23 protein-coding genes are annotated in these 20,537 nt (G+C 69.8%); 1 reads left to right on the top strand and 22 read right to left on the bottom strand.

Translation table 11 applies throughout. The features are described from left to right. Window positions 1-14: 14 nt before the first annotated feature. From ACFVQG_RS18120 to ACFVQG_RS18215, 20 genes are all read right to left on the bottom strand, one after another. Window positions 15-3,812 carry a carbohydrate binding domain-containing protein gene (locus ACFVQG_RS18120; RefSeq protein ID WP_383383520.1) on the bottom strand — a complete coding sequence of 1,266 codons (3,798 nt, stop codon included), beginning with the start codon at window positions 3,810-3,812 and terminating at the stop codon, window positions 15-17. 2 nt (window positions 3,813-3,814) lie between these two features. Then, window positions 3,815-6,934 carry a phage tail tape measure protein gene (locus tag ACFVQG_RS18125; RefSeq protein ID WP_383383523.1) on the bottom strand — a complete coding sequence of 1,040 codons (3,120 nt, stop codon included), beginning with the start codon at window positions 6,932-6,934 and terminating at the stop codon, window positions 3,815-3,817. A gap of 2 nt (window positions 6,935-6,936) precedes the next feature. Continuing rightward, the gene (locus ACFVQG_RS18130; RefSeq protein ID WP_383383526.1) at window positions 6,937-7,080 is read right to left on the bottom strand and encodes a hypothetical protein; all 144 of its coding nucleotides are present in this window, start codon (window positions 7,078-7,080) and stop codon (window positions 6,937-6,939) included. A gap of 68 nt (window positions 7,081-7,148) precedes the next feature. After that, window positions 7,149-7,685, bottom strand: coding sequence for a hypothetical protein (locus tag ACFVQG_RS18135; RefSeq protein ID WP_383383529.1), 537 nt, complete (start codon window positions 7,683-7,685; stop codon window positions 7,149-7,151). Then, a complete protein-coding gene (locus ACFVQG_RS18140) occupies window positions 7,685-8,158 on the bottom strand; it encodes a phage tail tube protein (protein ID WP_383383532.1) in 474 nt (157 codons plus the stop codon). Before ACFVQG_RS18140 ends, ACFVQG_RS18135 begins: the two co-directional genes overlap by 1 nt. Window positions 8,159-8,168: 10 nt before the next feature. Then, window positions 8,169-8,612 carry a minor capsid protein gene (locus tag ACFVQG_RS18145; protein WP_383383534.1) on the bottom strand — a complete coding sequence of 148 codons (444 nt, stop codon included), beginning with the start codon at window positions 8,610-8,612 and terminating at the stop codon, window positions 8,169-8,171. Further along, complete coding sequence (locus tag ACFVQG_RS18150; RefSeq protein WP_383383537.1) at window positions 8,609-8,959, bottom strand: hypothetical protein; 351 nt, start codon at window positions 8,957-8,959, stop codon at window positions 8,609-8,611. Before ACFVQG_RS18150 ends, ACFVQG_RS18145 begins: the two co-directional genes overlap by 4 nt. 11 nt (window positions 8,960-8,970) lie before the next feature. Beyond that, window positions 8,971-9,291 carry a hypothetical protein gene (locus tag ACFVQG_RS18155; RefSeq protein ID WP_383383540.1) on the bottom strand — a complete coding sequence of 107 codons (321 nt, stop codon included), beginning with the start codon at window positions 9,289-9,291 and terminating at the stop codon, window positions 8,971-8,973. Next, window positions 9,285-9,959 carry a hypothetical protein gene (locus tag ACFVQG_RS18160; protein WP_383383543.1) on the bottom strand — a complete coding sequence of 225 codons (675 nt, stop codon included), beginning with the start codon at window positions 9,957-9,959 and terminating at the stop codon, window positions 9,285-9,287. The genes ACFVQG_RS18155 and ACFVQG_RS18160 overlap by 7 nt, the downstream gene beginning before the upstream one ends. A 171-nt stretch (window positions 9,960-10,130) precedes the next feature. Next, window positions 10,131-10,649, bottom strand: a complete 519-nt coding sequence (locus tag ACFVQG_RS18165; protein WP_383383545.1) for a hypothetical protein — start codon at window positions 10,647-10,649, stop codon at window positions 10,131-10,133. After that, entirely contained in the window at window positions 10,649-11,092 is a 444-nt protein-coding gene (locus ACFVQG_RS18170; protein WP_383383548.1) for a hypothetical protein, read from the bottom strand. The genes ACFVQG_RS18165 and ACFVQG_RS18170 overlap by 1 nt, the downstream gene beginning before the upstream one ends. Window positions 11,093-11,106: 14 nt before the next feature. Continuing rightward, the gene (locus ACFVQG_RS18175) at window positions 11,107-11,460 is read right to left on the bottom strand and encodes a hypothetical protein (RefSeq protein WP_383383551.1); all 354 of its coding nucleotides are present in this window, start codon (window positions 11,458-11,460) and stop codon (window positions 11,107-11,109) included. Between the two features lie 73 nt (window positions 11,461-11,533). After that, the gene (locus ACFVQG_RS18180; protein WP_383383553.1) at window positions 11,534-12,481 is read right to left on the bottom strand and encodes a P22 phage major capsid protein family protein; all 948 of its coding nucleotides are present in this window, start codon (window positions 12,479-12,481) and stop codon (window positions 11,534-11,536) included. 13 nt (window positions 12,482-12,494) lie between these two features. After that, entirely contained in the window at window positions 12,495-13,298 is an 804-nt protein-coding gene (locus tag ACFVQG_RS18185; protein ID WP_383383556.1) for a hypothetical protein, read from the bottom strand. Window positions 13,299-13,446: 148 nt separating this feature from the next. Further along, window positions 13,447-13,608 carry an Rmf/CrpP fold protein gene (locus ACFVQG_RS18190; RefSeq protein ID WP_383383559.1) on the bottom strand — a complete coding sequence of 54 codons (162 nt, stop codon included), beginning with the start codon at window positions 13,606-13,608 and terminating at the stop codon, window positions 13,447-13,449. Beyond that, window positions 13,584-15,848: a phage minor capsid protein gene (locus ACFVQG_RS18195; RefSeq protein ID WP_383383562.1), complete on the bottom strand. Its 2,265-nt coding sequence runs from the start codon at window positions 15,846-15,848 to the stop codon at window positions 13,584-13,586. Before ACFVQG_RS18195 ends, ACFVQG_RS18190 begins: the two co-directional genes overlap by 25 nt. 10 nt (window positions 15,849-15,858) lie before the next feature. Then, window positions 15,859-17,313 carry a phage portal protein gene (locus tag ACFVQG_RS18200; protein WP_383383565.1) on the bottom strand — a complete coding sequence of 485 codons (1,455 nt, stop codon included), beginning with the start codon at window positions 17,311-17,313 and terminating at the stop codon, window positions 15,859-15,861. A 66-nt stretch (window positions 17,314-17,379) separates the two neighbouring features. Next, window positions 17,380-17,550, bottom strand: coding sequence for a hypothetical protein (locus ACFVQG_RS18205; RefSeq protein WP_383383568.1), 171 nt, complete (start codon window positions 17,548-17,550; stop codon window positions 17,380-17,382). Next, window positions 17,547-18,824, bottom strand: a complete 1,278-nt coding sequence (locus tag ACFVQG_RS18210) for a PBSX family phage terminase large subunit (protein ID WP_383383571.1) — start codon at window positions 18,822-18,824, stop codon at window positions 17,547-17,549. Before ACFVQG_RS18210 ends, ACFVQG_RS18205 begins: the two co-directional genes overlap by 4 nt. Then, on the bottom strand, window positions 18,811-19,308 hold the full coding sequence (locus ACFVQG_RS18215; protein ID WP_383383573.1) for a helix-turn-helix domain-containing protein: 498 nt from the start codon (window positions 19,306-19,308) through the stop codon (window positions 18,811-18,813). The genes ACFVQG_RS18210 and ACFVQG_RS18215 overlap by 14 nt, the downstream gene beginning before the upstream one ends. 41 nt (window positions 19,309-19,349) lie before the next feature. On the opposite strand from ACFVQG_RS18215, the gene ACFVQG_RS18220 reads away from it, so the two are divergent. Continuing rightward, on the top strand, window positions 19,350-19,616 hold the full coding sequence (locus ACFVQG_RS18220; RefSeq protein WP_383383575.1) for a hypothetical protein: 267 nt from the start codon (window positions 19,350-19,352) through the stop codon (window positions 19,614-19,616). Between the two features lie 147 nt (window positions 19,617-19,763). Here the strand turns inward: ACFVQG_RS18220 and ACFVQG_RS18225 are convergent, their stop codons facing one another. Together ACFVQG_RS18225 and ACFVQG_RS18230 are read right to left on the bottom strand one after the other, a co-directional pair. After that, a complete protein-coding gene (locus tag ACFVQG_RS18225; RefSeq protein ID WP_383383578.1) occupies window positions 19,764-20,105 on the bottom strand; it encodes a hypothetical protein in 342 nt (113 codons plus the stop codon). A 116-nt stretch (window positions 20,106-20,221) separates the two neighbouring features. Beyond that, the gene (locus tag ACFVQG_RS18230) at window positions 20,222-20,530 is read right to left on the bottom strand and encodes a hypothetical protein (RefSeq protein ID WP_383383580.1); all 309 of its coding nucleotides are present in this window, start codon (window positions 20,528-20,530) and stop codon (window positions 20,222-20,224) included. Between the last annotated feature and the right edge of the window lie 7 nt (window positions 20,531-20,537).

Genomic DNA, 20,537 nt, shown 5'->3' on the forward strand with positions numbered 1-20,537 from the left:
CCTCCTTCCTACACCTACAGGGCGACAACCGCGGGCTGCGCCAGCCGCAGCTCGGCGCCTGCCTGGTGGGCCTTGACGATGCCGTTGACGGACCGCTGCACGGTCATCAGCTGCGGGGTGACGATCCGGAAGTCGTCGTAGCTGAACGCCGGACTGACGTTGGTGTTGGTGTCGAACGCGGACCCGGTCACGCCGACCTGGCCTGAGGCGATGGGGTCGGTGACGACGGTCTCGTCCTTGTGCCAGGTGGGCGGCTCCGGCTGGCCGTCCGGCCACACCCGCAGTTGCACGCGCTGCCCGGTGATCCTCGCCCTCAGCCAGAACCAGGCCCCGGGGGTGTAGGTGTACGGCAGCAGGGGCGCGCTCCCGACCGCGGTGACCCCTCGGGTGACCGACGCGAAAAGATCCCCACTCGTCCCGAAGTGGACTCGGGCGCGGTAGTAGTTGCTGCCGTCGACGTAGCGCAGCAGGACGCCGGGGAGCATGCTGCCGCCGGTGGCGATCTGCGAGGAACTGATCCGCACCAGCACCTCGCAGTCGGCCACGTTCGCGACCAGCCGCTGGAAGCGCACCGTCGCCGGGGCCGATGCCAGGGTGATGACCCCGGCGCTGCCGGTGACGGACCGGTCGGAGGCGGCGCCGCCGTTCTCGCCCCACGCCAGGCCGCTGCTGGACGTCCCCCAGGTGTTGGCCAATGTCCGGGTGTAGTCGTCCCAGCCGACGGGCTGGCACGCGGTGACCCGGGCCACCTCCCCGCCGAGCCGGATGTCGAAGGGGAAGTCGCTCGCGTAGGCACCCGGGCGCCTGTCGCTGATGTAGGCGACGTCGACCAGCAGCTGGTGCGTGCTGGGCGGGGTGCCGGTCATCGTCGGCAGCAGGGTCGCCCGCCCGGCGGTGGCCGGTGCGGTCAGCGTGCCGGTCATCCGCGTCCACGTGTTGGCCTGGACGGCGGTGCTGATGCCCGTGGTCGACACGTAAGCGCCCCCGGCCGTGAACCAGTTGACGTTCAGGTTGACCGTCCTGCTCGCCGCGCACCGCACCCAGGCGTGCACGGTGTAGGCCGCACCGGGGACGATGCCCATCACCTGGTTGGACTCGACATACGCGCTGGCAGCGGCGCCGGTGGGTGTGAGCTGGAGGCTCCAGTCCCCGCCGCACGGCGCCGGGCCGGGCGTGGGCACGCGGGCAATCGTGCCCCCGGACGGCGCCCACCCCGTCAAGTCCACCTCGAAGTCGGGATTGGACGTGAGCCGGTCGATGGACGTGATCCAGGGCAGTGCGCCGAGCGGGCCGGGCCCGGCCGCCGGAGTGTGCACGACCAGCTGCGTGGCGGTGGCCGTCGCCGCCAGCGCGAGGGTGCTTCCGCCGGGATTGGCGTCGACTCGTCCCGCCGTGGAGCTGTCCACCACACCGACCTGGTAGGGGCCAGCGGGGGCGCAGACCAACGTGATCTCCCACGTGCGCACCCCAATGCGCTCCCGGTACCCCTGCACTAGCAGATCGACCGGTCCGGGCGGCAGCCCCTCGGGCAGGTCGGTGATGCGAATGACGTCACCCTCGGTGATGCCGAGCACCGCAGGGATCAGCCCCGGAGCCCGGTGCAAGCGGATCGTCACCTCGGGGTACCGGGCCTCATCCCACGTACCGAGATGGGCGAGCCAGGCCGCCATCGGCTCCGTCTGGCCGTCGCTGTACACGTTGAGGGTGACGGCGTCGTCGTAGCGGCCGACCACGTCAACGGACAGCGGCCCCTCCGTCACCTCGACCCGGCCGGACGAACCGCCGATGCGCTCCACGGTGACGTCGTTGCGCACCGCCTGGTCGTCCTCCACCGGGTCGACACCCGACAGCCCGCGAGACTCAAACGGCAGCGTCAACACTGGCGTCTGGTTGTAGAACGAAGTCCGGCCCCGGTAGCGCAGACCGAGCCGATCCCGGTCCTCGACGAGGATCCCGCCATCGGCCCCCGTGCACTGGTCGAGCTGCTCCAGCAACGTGGCGGGGCGCTGCGGGCCCATCCGCGCAGTCTCGCTCTGGACGCCGGTCACGAGGATCGGCAAGCCCTCCTCAACGGAGAGGCGCCGCAGACGGGCCGCCGCTGTCTCTCCCTGGTAGCCGTCGTCCGCACCATCCATGATCTTGGTGTCGGTGGCCTGGAAGACAGCGAGGTGCCCGATCGTGGTGCCGTCCATCCCTGCGCCGAATGAACTGCTGACCCGCCGGACCGTGCCGACCTGTCCGGCGAACGAGGTGGTCTGGAAGACGCCGCTGGCGGAGACGCTGAGCCAGGCAATGTCGACGTTGACATTTGCCCCGTTCTGCCGGGCGAAGAGCCGGACCCGGTTCTCGCTGCCGAAGAAGCTGGGCGTGCTACCCGCCGTCGAGTTGATGAAGAAGAGCTGCGTTCCCTCGCTATCAAAGGCCTTGACCTGCACGTTGTTCGTCTGCACCTGGACGGTGTAGCGGACCGCAGTGCCCGTGGTGTGCACCTCGAAGAAGGTCGCCAGCGCGCCCGGCGCGGTGGGGATGCGGTAGACCATCTCGACCTGCCACGGACCCGTGCCCACAGCAGGCGCGGGGACCTCCGCGGACATACTCGCGCCGACCTGCACTACAGGCAGCGGCGCCGATCCGGCGAAGCTGTCGTCGCTGGCCATCTCGAAGTTGGCCAGCTTCATGGGCTTCACACCAGCGATAGGGCTGTACGCCTGGGTCGCCTCGGCGTCGTCCTCCATCGGCCAGTACGCCAGCAGACTCGAGTCGGAAGGGATACGCCGCCGCAAGGTCGACTGGAGCGGCTTCGTGCCCTGGTTCAGTCTGCGGAGAATGCCAGCGCCCTCGCCTTCAACGAGGATGAGGTGGCCAGCATTCCCCCAGCGCGCTGGCCAGTCGCTGTACTCGCCGGAGAAGCGGATCTGCCGGTTGGTGATCGACGCCGAGCCGCCGAGCGTCCATGTCTTGCCGGTCGCGTCCGTGAAGGAGGTGGCGCCGATGGTCTGCGTGGTGAAGTCGACCGACGCGACCAGCGTGCCGTTGATGCCGTCTCGGAGCTGGAAGGCGTAGATCGAGCCCTCGGGGGCGACACCGCCGGAGACGACGACATCCCCGACCCGCAGCGGCGCGTTCGAGTTGAACATGCTGGCGGCGGGAGTGCCGAAGCCAGTTGGACCGAACTGGGTCCACGCACCGCCGATGCTGGGCGCGGTGTAGAAGCGGTACTGCCCCAGCGTGTTGTCCCAGGTGGCTCGGAGGGCGACCCGTCCGGATGGGGGGATGGGGATCGGGGCTGTCGATCCGATGGTGACGACCGTGGTGCCGTCCAGGCTGCGCCGGAGCAGAAGCTCTCCCGCGCTGTTGACCATCATCAGCCAGGACCGCTGGCCGTTGGTGGCGTCGTACTTCCCGGCGAGGAGTACGTTGCCAGCGCCCTGGAGGTTGGCCACCTCCAGCTCGACGCGGACGTCGATCGACCCGGTGATGTCGAGTGCGGCAACGTCGGGCGTCTGCGCGTAGGCGGAGAGCCCATCTGGGAGCAGCAGGCGCGGGGGGCCCGCGTGTACGGACACCCGCATGGGCGTGTTGCGGGGCAGCCTCCCGTAGTAGGGCGACCTGGGGTTCCGGTTGGAGAACAGGCCGTTCGGCGAGCGGAGGGTGAGGGAGCAGGAGGCCGGGTCGACCGCCTGCCCCTCACCCGTGCGCCCGCGCTGGTGGGTGATGGGGTCCCGCAGCTGCGCGTACGGCGTGACATCCGTCCACACTCCGTCGATCTGGAATGCCACCTCGGCGCCCAGCGGGTCCTCGGGAAATGCCATCGTCAGCCCTTCCTACGGCCCGCGAGCACCAGGTCGACGTCACCGCCGCCCTTTCTCCGGATGCCTCGCCTCGCGCTCTCAGTGATGAAGTCGTCAACGCCTCGGCCCGAAGACCGGAATTCGATGACCGTGCGATTGACCGCGTCACGGCGGGCGCGCCTGCTGGCCATGTCCCACGAGCCGGGCGCGGGCGTGTCGACGAGGGACGCCATGGTCCGGTTGACCGCGGCGCGCTGGCCGTCCATCCCGCGGATCAAGCCCTGCGCCGTGTACCGGCCCACCAGCGCCATCACCCGCGACGGGCTCTTGATTCCGAGCGCCTTGCGGATGCTCTTGGACATGCCCTTCGCGATCCGCAGCATCGTCGACTCGATGTACTTCTGGTGGCTGACCAGGCCCTTCACCAGGCCCTGTGCGGCCTGGATCCCGGCTCCGTACATCGCGTCACCGGCCGTGGCCCCGGCCTGTCCAGCGGCCTTGACGAGCGCCGACTGCTGCGAGTTGATGGCCTTCACCTGGGAACCGCTCGCGTTGGCGAGGGCGGCCGCCGACGCGGCCCCGCCGGTGACACCGGCCTGCGCGATCTGTGCGATCAGGTCGGAACGGACGCCTTTCTTCCTGAGGGTCGCGAGGTTCTTCGCGAACTGGATGGCCGCGGCGGTGTCTTGCTTCAGACCGGCGAGGATCGTCTCCGCCGTCTGCGGCCATCCGCCCGTGTCCTGTTTCGTGATGTCGGCGTCATCGAGGACGCCCTTCTTCACGTCGTCGACCAGCTTCTGGCGGGTCTTCCGCAGGTCCTCGAGCTTCTTCTTCGCGTCCTTGAGCTGGGACGCCACCTTGGCATCCCAACCTGCGAGGAAGACCAGGCTGTTGGCGTCCTTGTTGATCCGCTTGAGGGCAGCGCGCTCCCGCTTCCCCGCCAGGGCGTCCTTGACGATGTCGGTCAGCTTGTAGGCCGCCGACTTGACCTGCTTCGTGCTGCCGGTGAGACCGTCGACCAGGCCGCGGGCGATCCACCGGCCCTGCGCTGCGGTGACCTTCGACGGGCTGGAGATCCCGAGGGCCTTCGCGATCGGGCCGGGCACCATGTCCTTGGCCCAGCCGATCAGGGTCGAGCGCAGCCAGCCGCCCATGGAGCGGATGCCGTTCCACAGGCCGCGCACCACGTCCTGCCCCTTGCCGTACAGCAGCGACGTCAGGGAGCCGATGCCGCGGGCGATCCGGCCCGGCAGTCCGCGCACCCAGTTGACCAGCGCGAGCGCCTTCTGAACGGCCGCGTCGCGGAAGGCCTGGAAGCTGGAGGTGGCGCGCTGGTGCAGGACGCCGAGCAGCCCGGACAGGGCGGAACGGATGCGCTCCGGGAACCCGATCACCCAGGCGAGCAGGGCGGCCAGCCGGGCGATCGCCCACGTCTTGGCCTGCTCGAACCAGCCCGCGACCCTGCCGGGGATGGTGCCGAGCCAGTCGATCGCGGCGAGGATCCCATCTTTCGCCCACACCAGCTTGGCGACCACCCAGTCCCACGCGGCGAGGGTGGCGCCCTTGATCTCGTCCCAGTAGGTGACGATGAGGATCACGAGACCGGCGACCGCGACAGCGATTCCGGCGATGATCCAGAACATGGGGTTCGCCAGCATCGCCGAGTTCATCGCCCAGACGCCGATCGCCGCGATGGCGAACGCCGTACCCAGCGCCGTTACCCCGGCCGCCGCCGCCAGGAACACCCCCGAGTGCTCCTGGACGAAGCCGAACACGCCCTCCAGCCGCGGGATAACCTCCGTGCCCAGGAACTCCACCAGGTTCTGCTGCATGGTGTTCTTGAACTGCGTGACCCTGGCGCCCGCGTTGTCTCGCAGCCCGTCGCCGAGTTCCTCGGCCGCCCCCGCCGTGTTCCCCATTTCCTTCGCGGCGGTGTGCAGGTTCAGCTTGAAGAAGGCGGCTCCCAAGTCCTCGCCTGGTCCGCCGAAAAGCTCCTGAATGGCGACCTTGGCGACATCGGATTCCGGTCCGAGTTCCACGATCGAGTCGTGGATCTTCGCCATGGCCTTTTCGCCGCGCTTACCGCCCGCCGACACTTCTTTGATCATCTCGTCGGCGTTCAGACCCACCGACTTCAGAGCATCGACCTGGGCCTTCCCGCCGGACGTCACCCGGAGCTCCAGCTCCTTAAAGGCGTCCGCGATCTTGTCGGTGTCCTTCCAGCCAGCCTGAATGGCCTGCCGCATCAGGCCGAACGCAGTACGACCCGAAAGGCCGCTCTTCGCGAATTGGACGCCGTACTCGTTGACCGTCTCGATCAAGTCCTCACCGGCCGGACCAAGCCCCCGCATCCCAGCCGCAATAAGGTCGAAAGCCTCCTGGGAATTCTTCGCGAGTCCGGTCTTGACCGCGATACCGGCAGCCTGCGCAGCCATCGGCATATCAATCTCGAAGGCACTCGCCAGGTCGGCCGCCTTCGTAGCAATCGCCGCGATCTGAGCAGTGGTCGCATCAGGCGGGAGAAGCCCCTCCGCCGCGACCGCCCGAATCGTGTCCGCACCCTCCTGGAAATCCGCGACGACCGCGTCCTTGAACAGCTGCCCGGCCGCCTTGCCGTACTGCTGCGCTACGGCCGGGGTCTTCCCCAGCTGGGCACCCAGTCGCGCCGTGATCTGCGACTGGTTCAGCGCCTCCTGGAAGGACGACATGAGGACCGCGCCCGCCGCGACGCCGACCCCCGCAGCCGCCAACTTCAGCCGGTCCATGCGCGACGACGCCTGATCGACAGCGGCATCGGCTCCTTCGGCCACACCGTCGGCGAGTGCGTCCCCGGCCTGGTCGCCTGCGTCTCCGGCCGCCGCCGCAATCCGCTGCCCGCCGCGACGCATGACAGCTTCGGCCTCGGCTACGGCTGCGGTGGCCGCGTCGACCAGCTCGCCGCGCATGGTCCGCCACTGGCCGTCAGCGCCACGGACCAGGCCCTGCCCGAGCAGTTGGCCGATCCGCTCGCCTTCGGCGTCCGCGTCGTCGCCCATGCGCTGCCCGGACTGGCGCAGCGCCTGCTCAGCCCGGCGCAGGGCGGGGTTCACTGCCCTGTCGTCGATGGAGAGGATCGCGTTGAGCTCGCCAACGGTCAGCGCCACGGCTACCTCCTGCGGGTGCGTTGGTGCTTGGGGTCCTCAGGAGGTGGCGCGAAGTGCCGCCGCAGGCGGGTCTCCGCGCAGAGCAGTCCGCCGATGCGGATCTGGAGCCAGCGCCATGAGCGCTGCTGGAGGATGCCGGACTCCACGTCGATGCCGTACGTGTCGTGGAGGTCGGCCTCAATGAGGTGCCACTGGGCGAGGAGCTTTTCCCAGGTCAGGTTCTTGAGCGACCCCGACCGCGCCCGCCGCGGCGTCGGGAGCCCGCCTTCGTACCACTCGTAGAGGCCGGTGACCGGGTCGTACTCGCCTCGCCCGACGCCGAGGTAGCGCGCTTCGCCTGCGCTCTCCGGGCTTCCCGATTCTGCGCTTTTCCCGGCTGCTGGCCCGTCCGCCAGAACTCGGCGGCCGTCTCGCGGTCGCTCACCACCCAGAACATGACGGTCATGGCAGTGTGCTTGAAGGGAGCCCACTTCACGCCGTCGGCCAGGAGCTGGTCGTACGTGTCCCCGAGGCACATCCGGAACAGGTCCTTCTCTTCCTCGTCGTCGAGGACCCGAGTGTCCGGGCGCTTGCCGCCCGCGGCGAGGCGAGCCGCCATGGTGGTGATGCGCTCGATCTTGATGCCGTCCTCCGCGGACGGGTCCTCGATCCGGTACAGGCGGGTCTGGCCATCGCCTCCCTTGACGGGGAGTTCCAGGTAGTCGTCGAGGAAGGCATCGAGCGCCTCGAACGGAGTGCTGTTCTCTGCCATCAGGGCGCCAGCGGGTTCGTGATTGGCGTGAGCGGGCCGTCGCCGGTGAAGGTGATCTCGACCTCGCCGAGGGCGGTGTACTCGCCGCCCGCGGGCTGCCAGTTCGGGATCGCCTTGCCCTGGTAGGCCTCGGGGAGCCCGTCGCGGTTCATGTACCGCAGACGGATCTTGTTGGCGTCGCCATACGCGAAGTGCGCAAGCCTGATCGCCTCGTGCACCGGGTGGTAGACCTTCACGCTCTTGTTGGCCTTACGGCGGATCGTGCAGGAGATCTCCCAGGACTGGGCGGTCTTCTCGTTGCCCGCCCAGCCCTCGCCGTCGTAGTCGCTGGAGTCCTCGATGTTCGGCTCCGACGCGGGCTGGAACTCCCTCACCCCGGGGCACAGCTGCCAGTCCGGGGTCTCGTCGGTGCCCATGTTGATCTCAAGCCGCCACTCGCGGGCGAGCTCGTTCTCCTCTACGGGAGTGGACATCAGGTCCTCCTCAGTCGATCAGATGGGGGGCTCCGGCCCGCAAGGTCCGGAAGTAGTAGTTGCTGGTCAGCTCCTCGCGACCGCGGGAGTCCTGACCGATCCACGCCTGGCTGTTGCGCCAGGAGATCTCCACCCGCACACCGCGGGCGTCCCAGCTCCGGCGGTTATGCAGGACGGTGAACACGTCGTTCGCCAGCTGCACGACGTCCAGCGGGTTCGTGCCCGCGCGCATGCGCACCTGGATGCCGGTCACCGAGTCCGTGGAGTCGTCGTCGGCGACCGGATAGGGGGTCAGACCGAGCACGCGGTCCGGGCCGTCCGGCACACGGCCGAGGACGATCCCGGTGGCGCCAGCGGGCAGCGCGGCGGACGGGGAGTAGGTGCCGACGTCCTCGGCCGCCAGGAGCTCGGCCACGCCCTGGAGGAGGTTGGCGTCGTGCGCCTCGCCGCTCACCGGAGTGCCCGCCGCATCTCGGCAGCGACGAGCGCCAGGACGACGGCGCGTTCGGCATTGAGGGCGTTCTCCAAGAACTTGGCCTCGCGCCCGGGCGCGTGCTCGAAGTCCATCTCCTCGTGCTGCCGCACGGCGTACGGAGTGTCGTAGCTGACCATCCCGGTGAGGCTCGCCTCGTCGACGCTGGCCGTCCCGGAGTGCTGAAGCGTGCCCTCGTCGAGCGGCACCCGGTCGTTGCTGACGCCCAGGACGTGCTCGGCACCGAGGTACACGCCTCGTGCGGCCGCAGATCGCAACTCCCGCTGGACATTGCTGGCGTCGAAGTCGAGCCGGAAAGACTGCGCCACGGCGGCCCCCTCTATTCGAGCTGGATTTCCAGGTGGTTGGGGGTGCCAAGACGGCCGCCGTCGCGACGCTTCGCCTGGATGACCGTGGTGGTCCGGCCGCCCGGGAGCGTCACGCGGGACAAGGCTGGCGCCTCGGTGGCGAGGTCGGCGTACGCGGTCGACGTGGAGGTGACCTGCTCGCCGCCCGGGGAGCGGACCGCGCGGGTCTGCTCGTCGAGGAAGCACCGCACCGCGACCGGCGGCCCATACAGCGGGCCCGTGCTGGACTCGCCGATGTACGCCTCCACCTTGACCTCGTGGATCAGGTAGCGGCGGGGGATGCGCCTCACCATCCGAAGCCATCCGCGAAGGCGACCCAGCGGAGCTTGTCGGCCGGGACGCTGGAGAGCGCACGCGAGATGCCGGGCGCGTAGTAGTCCGGGCTGGAGCGGGTGTCACCAGCACCGAACTGGAGGTTCACCGATCCGATCGCCACGCCCTGGAGCGGGCCGGACACGTCGGTCTCGACGCCGACCTCGCCCCAGAACTCGACCTGACTGCACACGGCCTCGGCGAAAGCAGCGGCCACGACCGGGTCGGTCGGCATGCCTTCGTCGTCCTCGTCGTACACCGCGGCCTTGAGGAAGTCGCTGTCGAGGAGTCGCGTCGCGCGCTCCAGCAACTGCACGGCGTCGAGCGGCGGCGCCGCCCGCAGGAAGTTCGCGAGCTGCGTGGTCGTCGCGTACGAGCGGACATCCGCCATCGTCGCGGGCGCCGGGGCCACGCCCACCGTCTCGGTCTCCACCGACGCACCGGTGCCCGTGACGGTCCACCGCAGCAGCCAGATACCGGCCGCCGTGTAGGTAAGCGGCGCCGTCCACGTCTGCCCGCCATCCGTCGACGTCGCCACTGGAGTGGATACGGTCCCGTCCGGCGCCGTCACCGACAGCGCCGCCGAGGTCGTCTCGTCGTACGGGGCGACCACCAGCTGCGCGGTGACCAGGTCTCCCACCTCGGGCATTAGCCACCTCCACTGCTGGACGCCGTCAGGGACGGCCCGGATACGGATGTGGTCAGCGACGGCCCCGCGGTCGACGCCGCGAGCACCCAGCCAGACGTCGACGGCGTGCATGGCAGGTCATCACGAAGAGGGAGCCCCGGCCTGAGGCTCCCCCTTCGGCGAGCTGATCGGCTACGCGGACGCGCCGATGATGTGGACGCTGTAGGTCACGGGCGTGCCGCCAGCCGAGTTGGCAACCTTCAGCAGATCGCCCGTGCCAGCGGTGACGGCGTAGCCCGTCGCATCCGCCTTGCCGGTACCGAGTGCCACGAAGGCCCCCGGCCTCAGCGTGAGCGTGTGCGTCGCGCCGAGCAGCGTCGCCCAGGGGTTGGACGCCGCCGCCCCGACGATCACGTTGTTCGTGTTCGCGTCGGCCGCCGCAATCACCAGGCCCTTGATCCGGGCAAAGGTGACCGTGCTGCCGTAAGCGTCGAGAAGCACGCCCGCGAGGTCCAGGTCCTCGGTTGCGCTGGCCGCCAGGGTCCTGGTGTCGGACCAGATCCGGTCCGCCTTGCCTGCGCCCGTGCCGCTGCCCAGCACCATTTTCCGAGCGAGGATCTGCGATGCCCGGCCGGTGCCGAGGTCCAGCGCGGAGGTCAGCTCGCCGCTCGCCGACACGGCGACGGTTGCTCCTGAGGAGAGCGGAGACATCAGCTGTCACCTCCGTACTGCTCGATGAGCTGCTCCTTGGTGAGGCCGTCGATCGTGGCCTCCTCGTCGGAGTCCTGCGCACGGGCGCGGGCGTAGTCCACCCAGTCGGCCTTCGGCGCGGAGCGGGCCGGACGCTCAGGTGCTGCGTCCGCCCCGCTGCCGTCCCCTCCTGCGCCAGTTCCCTCGGGTCCCTGAGGTCCCTTGAGGCCGACGGGCTCGACGACCACCGGGGGCTCCGGCTCCACCGGTTCCGCGACCGGCGGGGTGACGGGCTGCTCCTGGGACGTCTCCGAGGCGGGAGACGCGTGTGGCGGCTCCGGCTCTGCCTCTGCCTCCGGGTCCTGGAGCGTCACCCAGTTCGGGAGCATCTCCAGGCGCGGCGACCGGTAGTCGTACTCGACGACGTCGCCGGTGTTCTCGTTGCGGTAGACGAACTTACTCATGGTGGAGGCCTCCGTCACGGCAGGTCGTTGACGTCGGCGTCGATGGCGATGTCCGCCTGGATGACGACCAGGGTGGCGTCGCCCGAGGCGACCTCCAGGGACAGCACCTCGCCCGCGGCCATGTCGCCAGCGGTGCCGGTCGGGGTGCCGGAGGTGAAGGTGCCGTTCCCGGCGGTGAGGTCGGCGGCGAGGACGTCGTCCGACCCGATCTTGGCGTTGACGGCGGCCGCGGCCCCGCCGGTGCGGTAGCCGTGGACCTTGGTGACGGTGCAGGCCACGGGGGCGCGCCAGACGACGTGGGTGGCGGAGGCGACCGGGGAGCCGGTCAGCCGGATGGATTGGGTGACGATGCGGCGCAGGTACGCCATGGGTTCGCTCCTCGATGGCGAGGGGTCGGTAAGGGGTCCGGCCGCCGCGGTTCGCGCGGCGGCCGTGCAGGGATCAGGCGTCGGCGCCCTTGATCAGGACCGCGCGGTTGGCGTCCAGCGTCTTCGTGCCGTAGAGGCAGTCGATGCTGATGACCATCTGCTTGAGGTTCACGTCGTAGTCGCGGACCACGCGCAGCGCGAAGCCCTTGTACGGGACCATCGCCGCGTCGATCGCACCCTGCGGCAGCTCCAGCGGCCGGAACGCCAGCGCGAACGCCGTCTTGTGGAACGCCACGTTGACCTCGGTCGTCGGCTCGCCCGAGCCCGGGGACTGGGCGGGCTGCCCGATGTTCTGCGTCCAGTACGGGTCGAAGCCGGAGACCCGGCCGCCCATGGACGCCTCCAGCAGGCCCTCGGTGGAGCCGCGCCGGTCCGCGGACCGCCACACCTTCTCGGCCACCCACCGGGACTTCGTGGTCGGGCCCGTGACGACCGACCGCTGCATGCCCGGCACCTTCTTGGTGTCGAGGACGGCGCCCGCCTGGATCAGGACACGGGAGTCCGACCAGGGGTAGTCGCCGTTGTAGCCGGTGTAGTCCTCACCCGCGGCGTTCGGGGTGGCGTCGCCGACCTCCTCGGTGATGTCGTCGCGGAGCGCGAGGACGTCCCGATCGATCTTCTGGGCGATGGCCTCCAGGGCGGGGGTGAGCAGCTGCTCGTCGAAGTCCTGGACGCGCAGGGTCATGTCCTCCGACGTGACCGCGAAGCTCACGTCCGCGAAGTGGTTGAGCTCCATGTTGATGGAGCCCTCCTGCGCGGCCTGGATGGTGATGCCCTGCGAGCGGTCGTACTCGTGGGCCGTGAAGACCGCGGGCTTGCGGATGGTGATCGCGTCGCCCTGCTTGCGGTTGAACTCCGGCTCGTAGTCGCGGTGCACGAGCGACGCCATGATGGTGGTCTCGTACAGGTTGGCGAGGGCCTGGCGCGCGATCTGCTGCGCGGTCAGGAACTGGTTGGCCATGGGGTCTTACCTCCTACCCTGCTCGGCGCTTGCGGCGCTCCGAGCGGATGGTGTCGATGTCGTCGGGATCGGAGGAGCTCCCGGCCCCACCGTTGAAATCACTGCTCGTACGGTCCGGCGCTGCGGGCGCGGCCTTGAGCTTCGGGTTGTCCTCGCCCGCCTTCTTCATGGCGGCCTGAACAGCCTTCGCGAACCCCTCGTCGGACGGGTCGAGATCCTTGATCGACGCCATGAAGGCGCGCGAGTCGGTGATCGCGTCCGGGTCGACACCCGCCTTGGCCGCCCCGCGGTACACCGCCAGTTCGAGGGCGGTCGACCGATGGGCGGCCGTCGCGGACTCGATCTGCGCCTTGAGCGCGGCCGGGTCCGGTGGGGTGTCCTTGTCGTCCTTGATCAGGCCGAGCGCCTTGCCCAGCTCCTGGACGAGCTCGTTTCGGGCCTCGTCGGCGGCAGCCCGCTTCGCGGTCGTCCGCGCCTTGGCCGCATCGCCGTTCGCCTGCTTCAGCTCCTTCTGGAGCCGTGCGATCGTCGCGGCCGGGTCTTCGTCGGCTGGCTTCTTCGCCGGGGGCTTCGGCTTGGGCTTCTGCCCCCCGCCCTTGCTCGCGTCGTCGTCCTGGTCGTCATTGCCGGTCCCGCCGGCGTCGTCGTCCTGGTCGTCGTCGCCTGCCCCGTCATCGTTCCCGCCGTCCCCGCCGTCGGATCCGGAGTCGTCTCCGTCCCCGCCGTCGGCGTACAGGTACGGGTCGAAAGGGCCGGTGGCGTAGGGGTGAGCCCAACCGGCACGGAGGCCGTGGCGGGCGAGGGTTCGCTTTTGCATGTCGTGCACTCCCGGTGCGCGTAGAGGCGCCCCGCTCCCGGCGGGGCTGTACTGCCGCCGGACGCACCTGGCGCCCGGACGTCGAGGAGCCCGAGCCCGGGCATGAAAAAGGCCCGCACAAGGCGGGCCTGGAGGGGTGCGGCTGGGATCAGCCGATGTCGGGGAGCGGGCGCCCCTTGGCGTAGCCGCGTACCCATGCGGACCGGCGGAGGTCGCCAGGGGGGTACGGGCAGGAGGTCACGGAGGCGCCGTCACGGCCTGCTTGAGCGCCCTCGTCCAGGGCCCTCACCAGTGCTTCGCGGTCGCCCACAGCTGCCCCCGAGTCAAAGTCGGTTCCTGCTGGTCGCTGGCTGCCTTGCGGGCCGTCTGTGCGGCGCCGCTGGCCTCGCCGGTGACCATCTCCGTGTACTCCGCCAGCGTAGTGCGCGGATGATCCGCCCACCACCGTTTCAGCTCTTCCGACGCGCGGGCGTAGGCCACATGTGACGGACCCGTGAACAACGACGCTGGATCGACGCCCTCAGCCTCCGCCTTCCGGCTCAACAGGCGTCCGTTCGTGGCCTCGTCGGCTGCCAGGAGCTGGGAGTAGATGTGCTCTCGGTACATCTCCCGCACCTGCTCGCGCGTGTACGCCCCGCGTGCTGCCTGCTGCTCTGCCTCCCGCTCGGCGATCCAGCGTTCCGTCGCCGTCATCCCGGCGTACGGGTCGGGCAACTCGTCGGCCAGGCGCGCCCACTCGTCGACCGTGCTCAGCGGCCCGAGGACCTCGTCCAGTGCGGCCCGGTCCGCGAGCTGGCCCGTGACCGTGTGCCCGCCAGCCGCAGCTGGCAGTGGGTCCGGCGGATATCGGCGGTCGAGTTCAGCCGCGATCCGCGCGGCCTGGTCGGCGTCCGCGTACCGCATCGCCCAGCCGAGGACCTCGTCCCCGATCGTCGACAGGTCCGCGGCCACCTGCCCGCCAGGGAAGACCGTGGCGAGCAGGTGGCGCCGGTCGGCCTCGGCCGCGATTCGTGCCAGGTCGTCGCCGGTGGCCTGAGCGGCCCGCATACCGAGTTGCTCGTCGGACATGCCCACGAGCGTCCGGTCGATGCCGGGAAGGTCGGCGTCGAGGTCCCGGCGATCCATCTCCGCGGCGATCCGCAGCGCGTCGGCTGGCGGTACGTCGCGCAGCGCGCGCCCCAGCTCATGGTCGGAGAAGCCGGTCAGGTCCTCAGTGAGTTGTCCGCCCGGGCGGACACGGTCCATGAGCGCCGCCTGGTCCCGACGGTCGGCTTCCGCTTCGACCCGGGCGAAGTCCCGGGAGTCGAGCGCCCCAGAGCGCATCGCGGCGCCTAGCTGCTCGTCGGTCATCTCCGCCGGGGTACGCGCATCGCCCGCGCGGATGCGGGCGGCCTCGACAGCGTCCTGCGGAGGCCGCGGCACGGTGGGCAGGTTGCTCGCTCCGGGCTGCTCCCGGTACCGCTTCCGCGTGAGCTCCGGGTGCTCGTCCAGGTGCTCGCGCATCCTGCCCTGCCACGCGCGCACGCGCGCCTCCGCGGCTCGCTTCTTGGCCGGGTCGACCGCGCTCGCCGCGTTCAGCTTGTACTTGCGGATGTTCCGCTCGATCGCTCGCTGCCGCTGCGTGGCCTCGTACCCGTCCGGATCCTTGGCGGCCTTGGTCGGCGGCCGTGTGATGCCCGGCAGGTAGGCGGAGGTCGTGTGCCGACAGTTCGGGTGCTGAAGGCCTTTGCGCCGCGCCTCGTCGAGGGTGCCAGCCACCTCCACGGTGACCATGTGGCCGTCCTCGGTGGCGTGCTCCACCTCCACCGTGCGGCGGCCGTCCGGCCCGTCCAGCGCCAGTACCTTGCCCTCCCACGGGCGGCACTTCGGGCACTCGTGCGGGGACTGCGACACCATGACCAGCTCGACACCAGCGGCAGACAGCTGGTCGTGGTGGGCTTCCACGGCGGCTCGGCCGACGGCGGTTCGCGTGGCCATCTCCGCGTAGGTGGTCATCGACCAGTTACGCCCGGAGCGGTCGACGAAGGAGGTGATACCGCGCTGCGTGAACCGCTGGACGGCGGTCTGGGTGGCCTGCCTGCGCGTCTCCACGCCCAGGAGCGGGGTGGCTGCGGTCTGGGCTAGGACGTTGCGGTACACGTCCTCCACGCCCCGCAGGATGCCCCGGTGGGACTCGGTGACGACCGCGATCGTCTCCATGGCCAGACGGTCGGCCCGGCGCGTGCCTGGGGTCTGCTCGGCGAGCCGTACGGCGGTGCCGTCGTCGAGGGCGCCGAGCTCGATGAGACCGGCCCGGGCGCCCACGTTGTACGCCTCGGCCACGGCGTCGTGCACTTCGAGTGATGTCGCCTTGCCGAGTTCGTCGACCACGGCTTGGGCGCCGCGGCGCACGGCCTGGATGTCGGCGAGTTTGGCCTCCATCCAGTGGGGCGCGTCGATGCCGTCGGCCAGGCGCCGGGCGATCATCGTGAGGAGCCGCTCCTCGGCGTCGGCGTACAGGTCCCGGACTCCCGTGGACAGGTCCTCAGCCATCCACGGGGAGACCGGCATAGCGCACCCCCTACGGCAGGTCGCCCAGTTGCATCGGGTCGGGCACGGTCATGCCCATCTCGCGCTGGATCCGATCGACCTCGGCCTGGACCTGGGTGTCGTTCCACTCCGGATGCGCCATACGGACCAGCGTGTCCGTGGACGCTGCCTGTGCGCGCCGCAAGACGTCCGCCGTGTTAGCCAGGGACAGCGGGTCCTCCTGCACGGAGTCCTCGAACTCGATCGTCGGAGCTTGTGGGGTGATCCTGCCGCCGAAGACGGTCTGGTCGACAGCGAGGAGTGCGTGGACCGCGTGCGCCAGGCCGGAACGCCAGCGGAGGATCTTCCGGCCGCGGGTCGTCATCGACCGGCGCTCTCGGGACTTGACCTCCGTGGCGGTCACCGCGGCGTCCCCCCCGAGCCCGAAGGTCTGCCCGCTGTAACCCGCCGAGCGGAGGATCTGGTTGACCAGGTCCTCCGCGGTATCGCGGTGCTCCTGCACGCGGATCTTGAACTGGGCGATCGTGAGCTGGACGCCCTGGTCGGCGCGCGCGAGAGCGCTGATGCCCGCGAAAGCCTCCTGATCGGGGTTCCAGCTCGCGCCGCGGCCGGGTCCGTTGGACTGAAGGTAGGCGTCCGGGACGACGATGCGGCCCTTGCCGAGGCGGATGTCCCGCATCCACGAGGCGTAGGTCTCGTCGAGGCTGTCCATCAGCGGCTCGACGCCGTCAAGGTCGGACCGACCGAGGTCTGCGAGGGCCGCGTTGCAGCGCCAGCGGCGGCTGTTCTGGTTCGGGATGAACGAGACGTCGAGGCCCTTGTAGCCGGTGGCGAGCGCCCCCTCAGCGTCGACCGAGGCCGCGTACCCAGCGGTTGCCGGGTCGTCCTCCAGCGGCACCGCGCGGCCTAGCTTCCCCTTCGTGCCCTGGTAGAGGCCGTGCAAGATGCGCTCAGGCTCGTGGCGTTCCAGATGACGCCAGACCTGCCCGTCCTCCTCGCGCACAACGCGCCAGAAGGTGACGGCGCTCAGCCGCCCCCAGGTGAACTCGGGCACGGCGCGGTCGGCATGGGTGGCGTGCAGCCATGGCCGGTCCGCCACCTTCTTGTCGTACACCGGCCGCAGGTAGATCCCGCCCAGGGCGGCGCCGACCTCGGCGGCGGTCTGGAGGGTGGCCAGCATGCCGTCGTCGGTGAGCGCGTCGAGGCGCGTCTGGGTGGCGTTGTCGTCGACGGTGAGCTTCGGCGGTTCGGAGAAAAGGAGGTCGGCGCTCCCACCGCAGATGTCCCCGGCGATCGGCACGTGCAGCTTGGTGCGACGCTCGCCGGGCGCAGGGGGGGTGCCCCACCACCAGCGGGCGATCTTCCCCTTGATGCCGTTCGAGTACTGGATCGGCTTGGGGTCGGGGCCGAAGCCGCCGCTTCCTCCGCCGTAGAGGTCTTCGAGGCGGTCCGGGTCGCCGCTCCACCAGGTGTCCCAGACATGCATCGCGTCAAGGGCGGGCTTCAGTTGGGGTGGGGGCCAAGGGACGTTACCCGTGGGCAGCGGCATCGGTCAGCCCCCTTCCGTGAGCATTCGCCAGAGCGCCCACATCCGGGCGCGGGAGGTGATCCGGACGGTGACGGTGACCGTCAGCACCCCGTCATGGATGCGGGATGGGCCCGTCATGACGGTCTTGACGCCGGTCCAGCGGGGGATGCCCGGCAGCGGGCCGAGTGTCGTCACGCGGCGGCCTCCAGTCGGGTTGGCAGGTAGGGCCGCCACAGGGACTCTGTGGTGCGGATGCCGTACCGGAGCGCGTCACAGCTGTGGTCGTTCTCCTTGATCGGCTTGTCCTCACCGCGCTCTGCTGCCTCGTCATCCCAGCTGTAGCCGGGCATTTCGTCGATCAGGCCCTCGGCGGACTCGTGGATGTACAGGTCCTCCGTGGACAGGAGGCTGCTCACCGTGCGGATGCCGTCGAGGACGCTGTTGTCGGCCTGGGTGACGCCGGGGACGTCGTCGCGGTGCAGCTGCTCGATGTACGACGCCGCAGATGGGTCGACAACCGTCCATTCCGGCTGGACGCCGACCACGCTGGTGCCGGGCCGCTTGATCTTGGCGAGCCACTGTCGGCGGGCGCGCGAGTACTCGGCGTCCGTCATCTGGCGCCGCTCGCGACGGGAGTCGTACCGGTACTCGGAAACGACGTACAGCTTCCGGTCCGCGCCGAGGCCGATCAGCAGGTCGGCGTACGGGTTGACGGTGCCGTAGTCGATCGCGTCGCACAGCCACCGGTCGATCCGCGGCAGCGCGCTGACGACGTGCTTCTTGACGTCGAACTGCTCGTAGATCGCGCCCTCGGACTGCACCCAGTGCCCGAGGATGTACCGCCGGTACCAGAGGCCGGTGAAGTTCCGGCGCATCCGGGCCTTGTAGTCCTCGGACAGGCCCGGGTTGTCGTCCATGACGAAGTGCCAGGTGCGGATGCCCAGCTCATCGGCCCTGTTCAGCCACTCCTTGCGGGCCCAATGCCCTGGATTGTCAGGGTTCGTCGTCGCGAAGATCAGCGCGCCGGGCACGGACATGCGGTCGACGAGGCGCTTGAAGAACTCCTTCGGGAGCAGCGTCAGCTCATCCACGTAGGCGCCCGCGCCCGTGAGGCCGCGGAGCCTGGCTTCGGCCTTGGCGTCGTTGGCGGTGACGACCTCGATCTTCTTGCCGAGGATCCACGCCACGCTGGAGCCACGGGTGTACGAGACGAGCTTCGCGGTGTCGACGCCGACGATGTTCGGGTCCTGGAGCGGGCCGAAAACATTCCTCGCGACGGTGTCGTAGGTCTTGCCGACGACGACTAGGTCTCCGCCGGTGGGTGCTGTCCAGACGTACATCAGCCAGCGCAGCAGGGACGCGATGGTCTTCCCGCTGCGGACTGAGCCCTCCCACACGTTCAGCCACGCGGTGCTGTGCGCGATCGAGCGTTCCTGCTTGTCGGACAGCCCCAGCTCAGTGGTCGCCATGCTTGGCGCGGAGCTTGTCGAAGAGTCCCACCAGGAGCGAGCCGACCTCGTCCGCGCCGCCCTCCTCCTTCGGCGGGGCCAGCTTCAGCGACTGGGTGGACGCCGTGGCGGCGAGCGCCACGTAGGCGCGCTTGTCGCCGGGGGTCGGCTCGTCCTGCCAGCGTTCGTCGTAGTCGTGCTCCTTGCCACCCCAGTCGAAGTACTTGTGCGGCTTGTTGACCTTGTCGAGTTCTCGCTCGGCGACGTCGTGGAACTTGATGGCAAGTTCGGCCCGACGGGCGGCGAGGTCGGCTCGGCGGATCTCGGTGGCCTGCCGGACCTCGGCGGCCCGGGAAAAGGAGAGGCCGAGATCCTTCGCGATGGTGCTGATGGTGCGTCCGCCGCGGCCGAGGATCTCGGCGATCTCGTTGCGGCCCTTGCCCTCGGCGTGCAGCTCGCGTACGCGCTCGCGCTCGGCGTCGGTGACCGGCTTGGCTGCGCCCACGGGATCACCCCCTGGACCATGCGGAATGCAACACTGGCCCCATGAATACGAGTTACAGGGGCCCAGCAGTGGTGGTTGCGGGCGACGAAGAGTTCCCGGTAGACGCCGACCTGCGCATCCACCAGGAGGGAGGCGGCCTCAAGTCCTGGGACGGCAGTCTCCGCAGTGACCCGCCAGTAGACCTGTGGGACGTCGAAGATGCGGTGCTGCGTATGCCGGACGGCCGAGAGGGCAAGATCGTCATGACCAGCGGGATTGTGAGGTCGGGAGAGCAGGACATCCAGGGCAGCGGGCCCGCGCCGTTCTGATCGGATGACCTCATGACGGAGGCCCGCGCGGTGACGGGCCTCCTGTGGTGCGCTCGGGGCGCGATCTCTGAGTTTGTGGTGTCCGGGCACGCCGGACTTGGCCCCAGGATGGATCATGCCGTCCCGGGATGCAACTACGTCACGGGCCTACGCCTTCCATCCGGCGTCGAGGCATGCCTGGGCGAAGCTGTCGGCGCCGATCTGCCAGGCGCCCGCGGATCCCTCGGAGCCGCGGGCGAGGACGGTGGCGTTGTCGGCGATGCCGTTCGTCCCGGACTGCTGCGCCCACTTGTTGACCTTGTTCGCGAGGTCGATGCGGGCCGACTGTGTCTGGGCGGCCTTGTAGCCGCGGGCGAAGTCATCGCAGGCAAGCGATGCGGCGTCGTCCAGCTTGGTCGGGTCGGCGGGTTCGTCGCTGGCGCTGGCCGAGCAGGCGGTGAGCGTGCACGCGAGTGCGGCGATGGCGGCGGCGGTGTGACGGATGCGCATGGGTCCCCCTTGGGCGCGTGGTTGCTGAGGGGCATGGTCGCGGCCGGGCGGGGGCGGGCGGGGCGGAGTGACGGTCCTGTGACGGTGCGTTCGAAGGTGACTCCCGTCATGACGGGCTACGGGAGCCACTCCTCTTCCCTGATCCAGCCCGGGCCTGATCGGCGGACGGTGATCGGCGTCTCGGTCGTGAACCAGTGGCCGCACGGATTGATGATCGTCCACATTTCGTGCTCGAAGACGTGCCACTCCGTCCGCTCCGCGTCGCGCCAGCAGTGCGGGCAGCCGGGGTAGGGCACGGTGTCCTCGAAGCCGACTGCCATCCTGATCTGCCAGGGCTGGTCTGCGATGTAGGTCTCGCGGTCGTCGAAGGCCTGGCGGAACGCCACGGCTTGGGCGGCGCTGAGCCGGAGGGGCTGGGCACTCATGACGGTC

The sequence above is a fragment of the Streptomyces sp. NPDC057877 genome (assembly GCF_042796855.1).
Classification (GTDB): domain Bacteria; phylum Actinomycetota; class Actinomycetes; order Streptomycetales; family Streptomycetaceae; genus Streptomyces.

Bases quoted from the DNA above. Each gene is read 5' to 3' on its own strand.
- ACFVQG_RS18120 (WP_383383520.1), bottom strand. From the start codon at position 3,812: ATGGCATTTCCCGAGGACCCGCTGGGCGCCGAGGTGGCATTCCAGATC.
- ACFVQG_RS18135 (WP_383383529.1), bottom strand. From the start codon at position 7,685: ATGGCAGAGAACAGCACTCCGTTCGAGGCGCTCGATGCCTTCCTCGAC.
- ACFVQG_RS18140 (WP_383383532.1), bottom strand. From the start codon at position 8,158: ATGTCCACTCCCGTAGAGGAGAACGAGCTCGCCCGCGAGTGGCGGCTT.
- ACFVQG_RS18155 (WP_383383540.1), bottom strand. From the start codon at position 9,291: ATGGTGAGGCGCATCCCCCGCCGCTACCTGATCCACGAGGTCAAGGTG.
- ACFVQG_RS18160 (WP_383383543.1), bottom strand. From the start codon at position 9,959: ATGCCCGAGGTGGGAGACCTGGTCACCGCGCAGCTGGTGGTCGCCCCG.
- ACFVQG_RS18165 (WP_383383545.1), bottom strand. From the start codon at position 10,649: ATGTCTCCGCTCTCCTCAGGAGCAACCGTCGCCGTGTCGGCGAGCGGC.
- ACFVQG_RS18170 (WP_383383548.1), bottom strand. From the start codon at position 11,092: ATGAGTAAGTTCGTCTACCGCAACGAGAACACCGGCGACGTCGTCGAG.
- ACFVQG_RS18175 (WP_383383551.1), bottom strand. From the start codon at position 11,460: ATGGCGTACCTGCGCCGCATCGTCACCCAATCCATCCGGCTGACCGGC.
- ACFVQG_RS18180 (WP_383383553.1), bottom strand. From the start codon at position 12,481: ATGGCCAACCAGTTCCTGACCGCGCAGCAGATCGCGCGCCAGGCCCTC.
- ACFVQG_RS18185 (WP_383383556.1), bottom strand. From the start codon at position 13,298: ATGCAAAAGCGAACCCTCGCCCGCCACGGCCTCCGTGCCGGTTGGGCT.
- ACFVQG_RS18195 (WP_383383562.1), bottom strand. From the start codon at position 15,848: ATGCCGGTCTCCCCGTGGATGGCTGAGGACCTGTCCACGGGAGTCCGG.
- ACFVQG_RS18200 (WP_383383565.1), bottom strand. From the start codon at position 17,313: ATGCATGTCTGGGACACCTGGTGGAGCGGCGACCCGGACCGCCTCGAA.
- ACFVQG_RS18210 (WP_383383571.1), bottom strand. From the start codon at position 18,824: ATGGCGACCACTGAGCTGGGGCTGTCCGACAAGCAGGAACGCTCGATC.
- ACFVQG_RS18220 (WP_383383575.1), top strand. From the start codon at position 19,350: ATGAATACGAGTTACAGGGGCCCAGCAGTGGTGGTTGCGGGCGACGAA.
- ACFVQG_RS18225 (WP_383383578.1), bottom strand. From the start codon at position 20,105: ATGCGCATCCGTCACACCGCCGCCGCCATCGCCGCACTCGCGTGCACG.
- ACFVQG_RS18230 (WP_383383580.1), bottom strand. From the start codon at position 20,530: ATGAGTGCCCAGCCCCTCCGGCTCAGCGCCGCCCAAGCCGTGGCGTTC.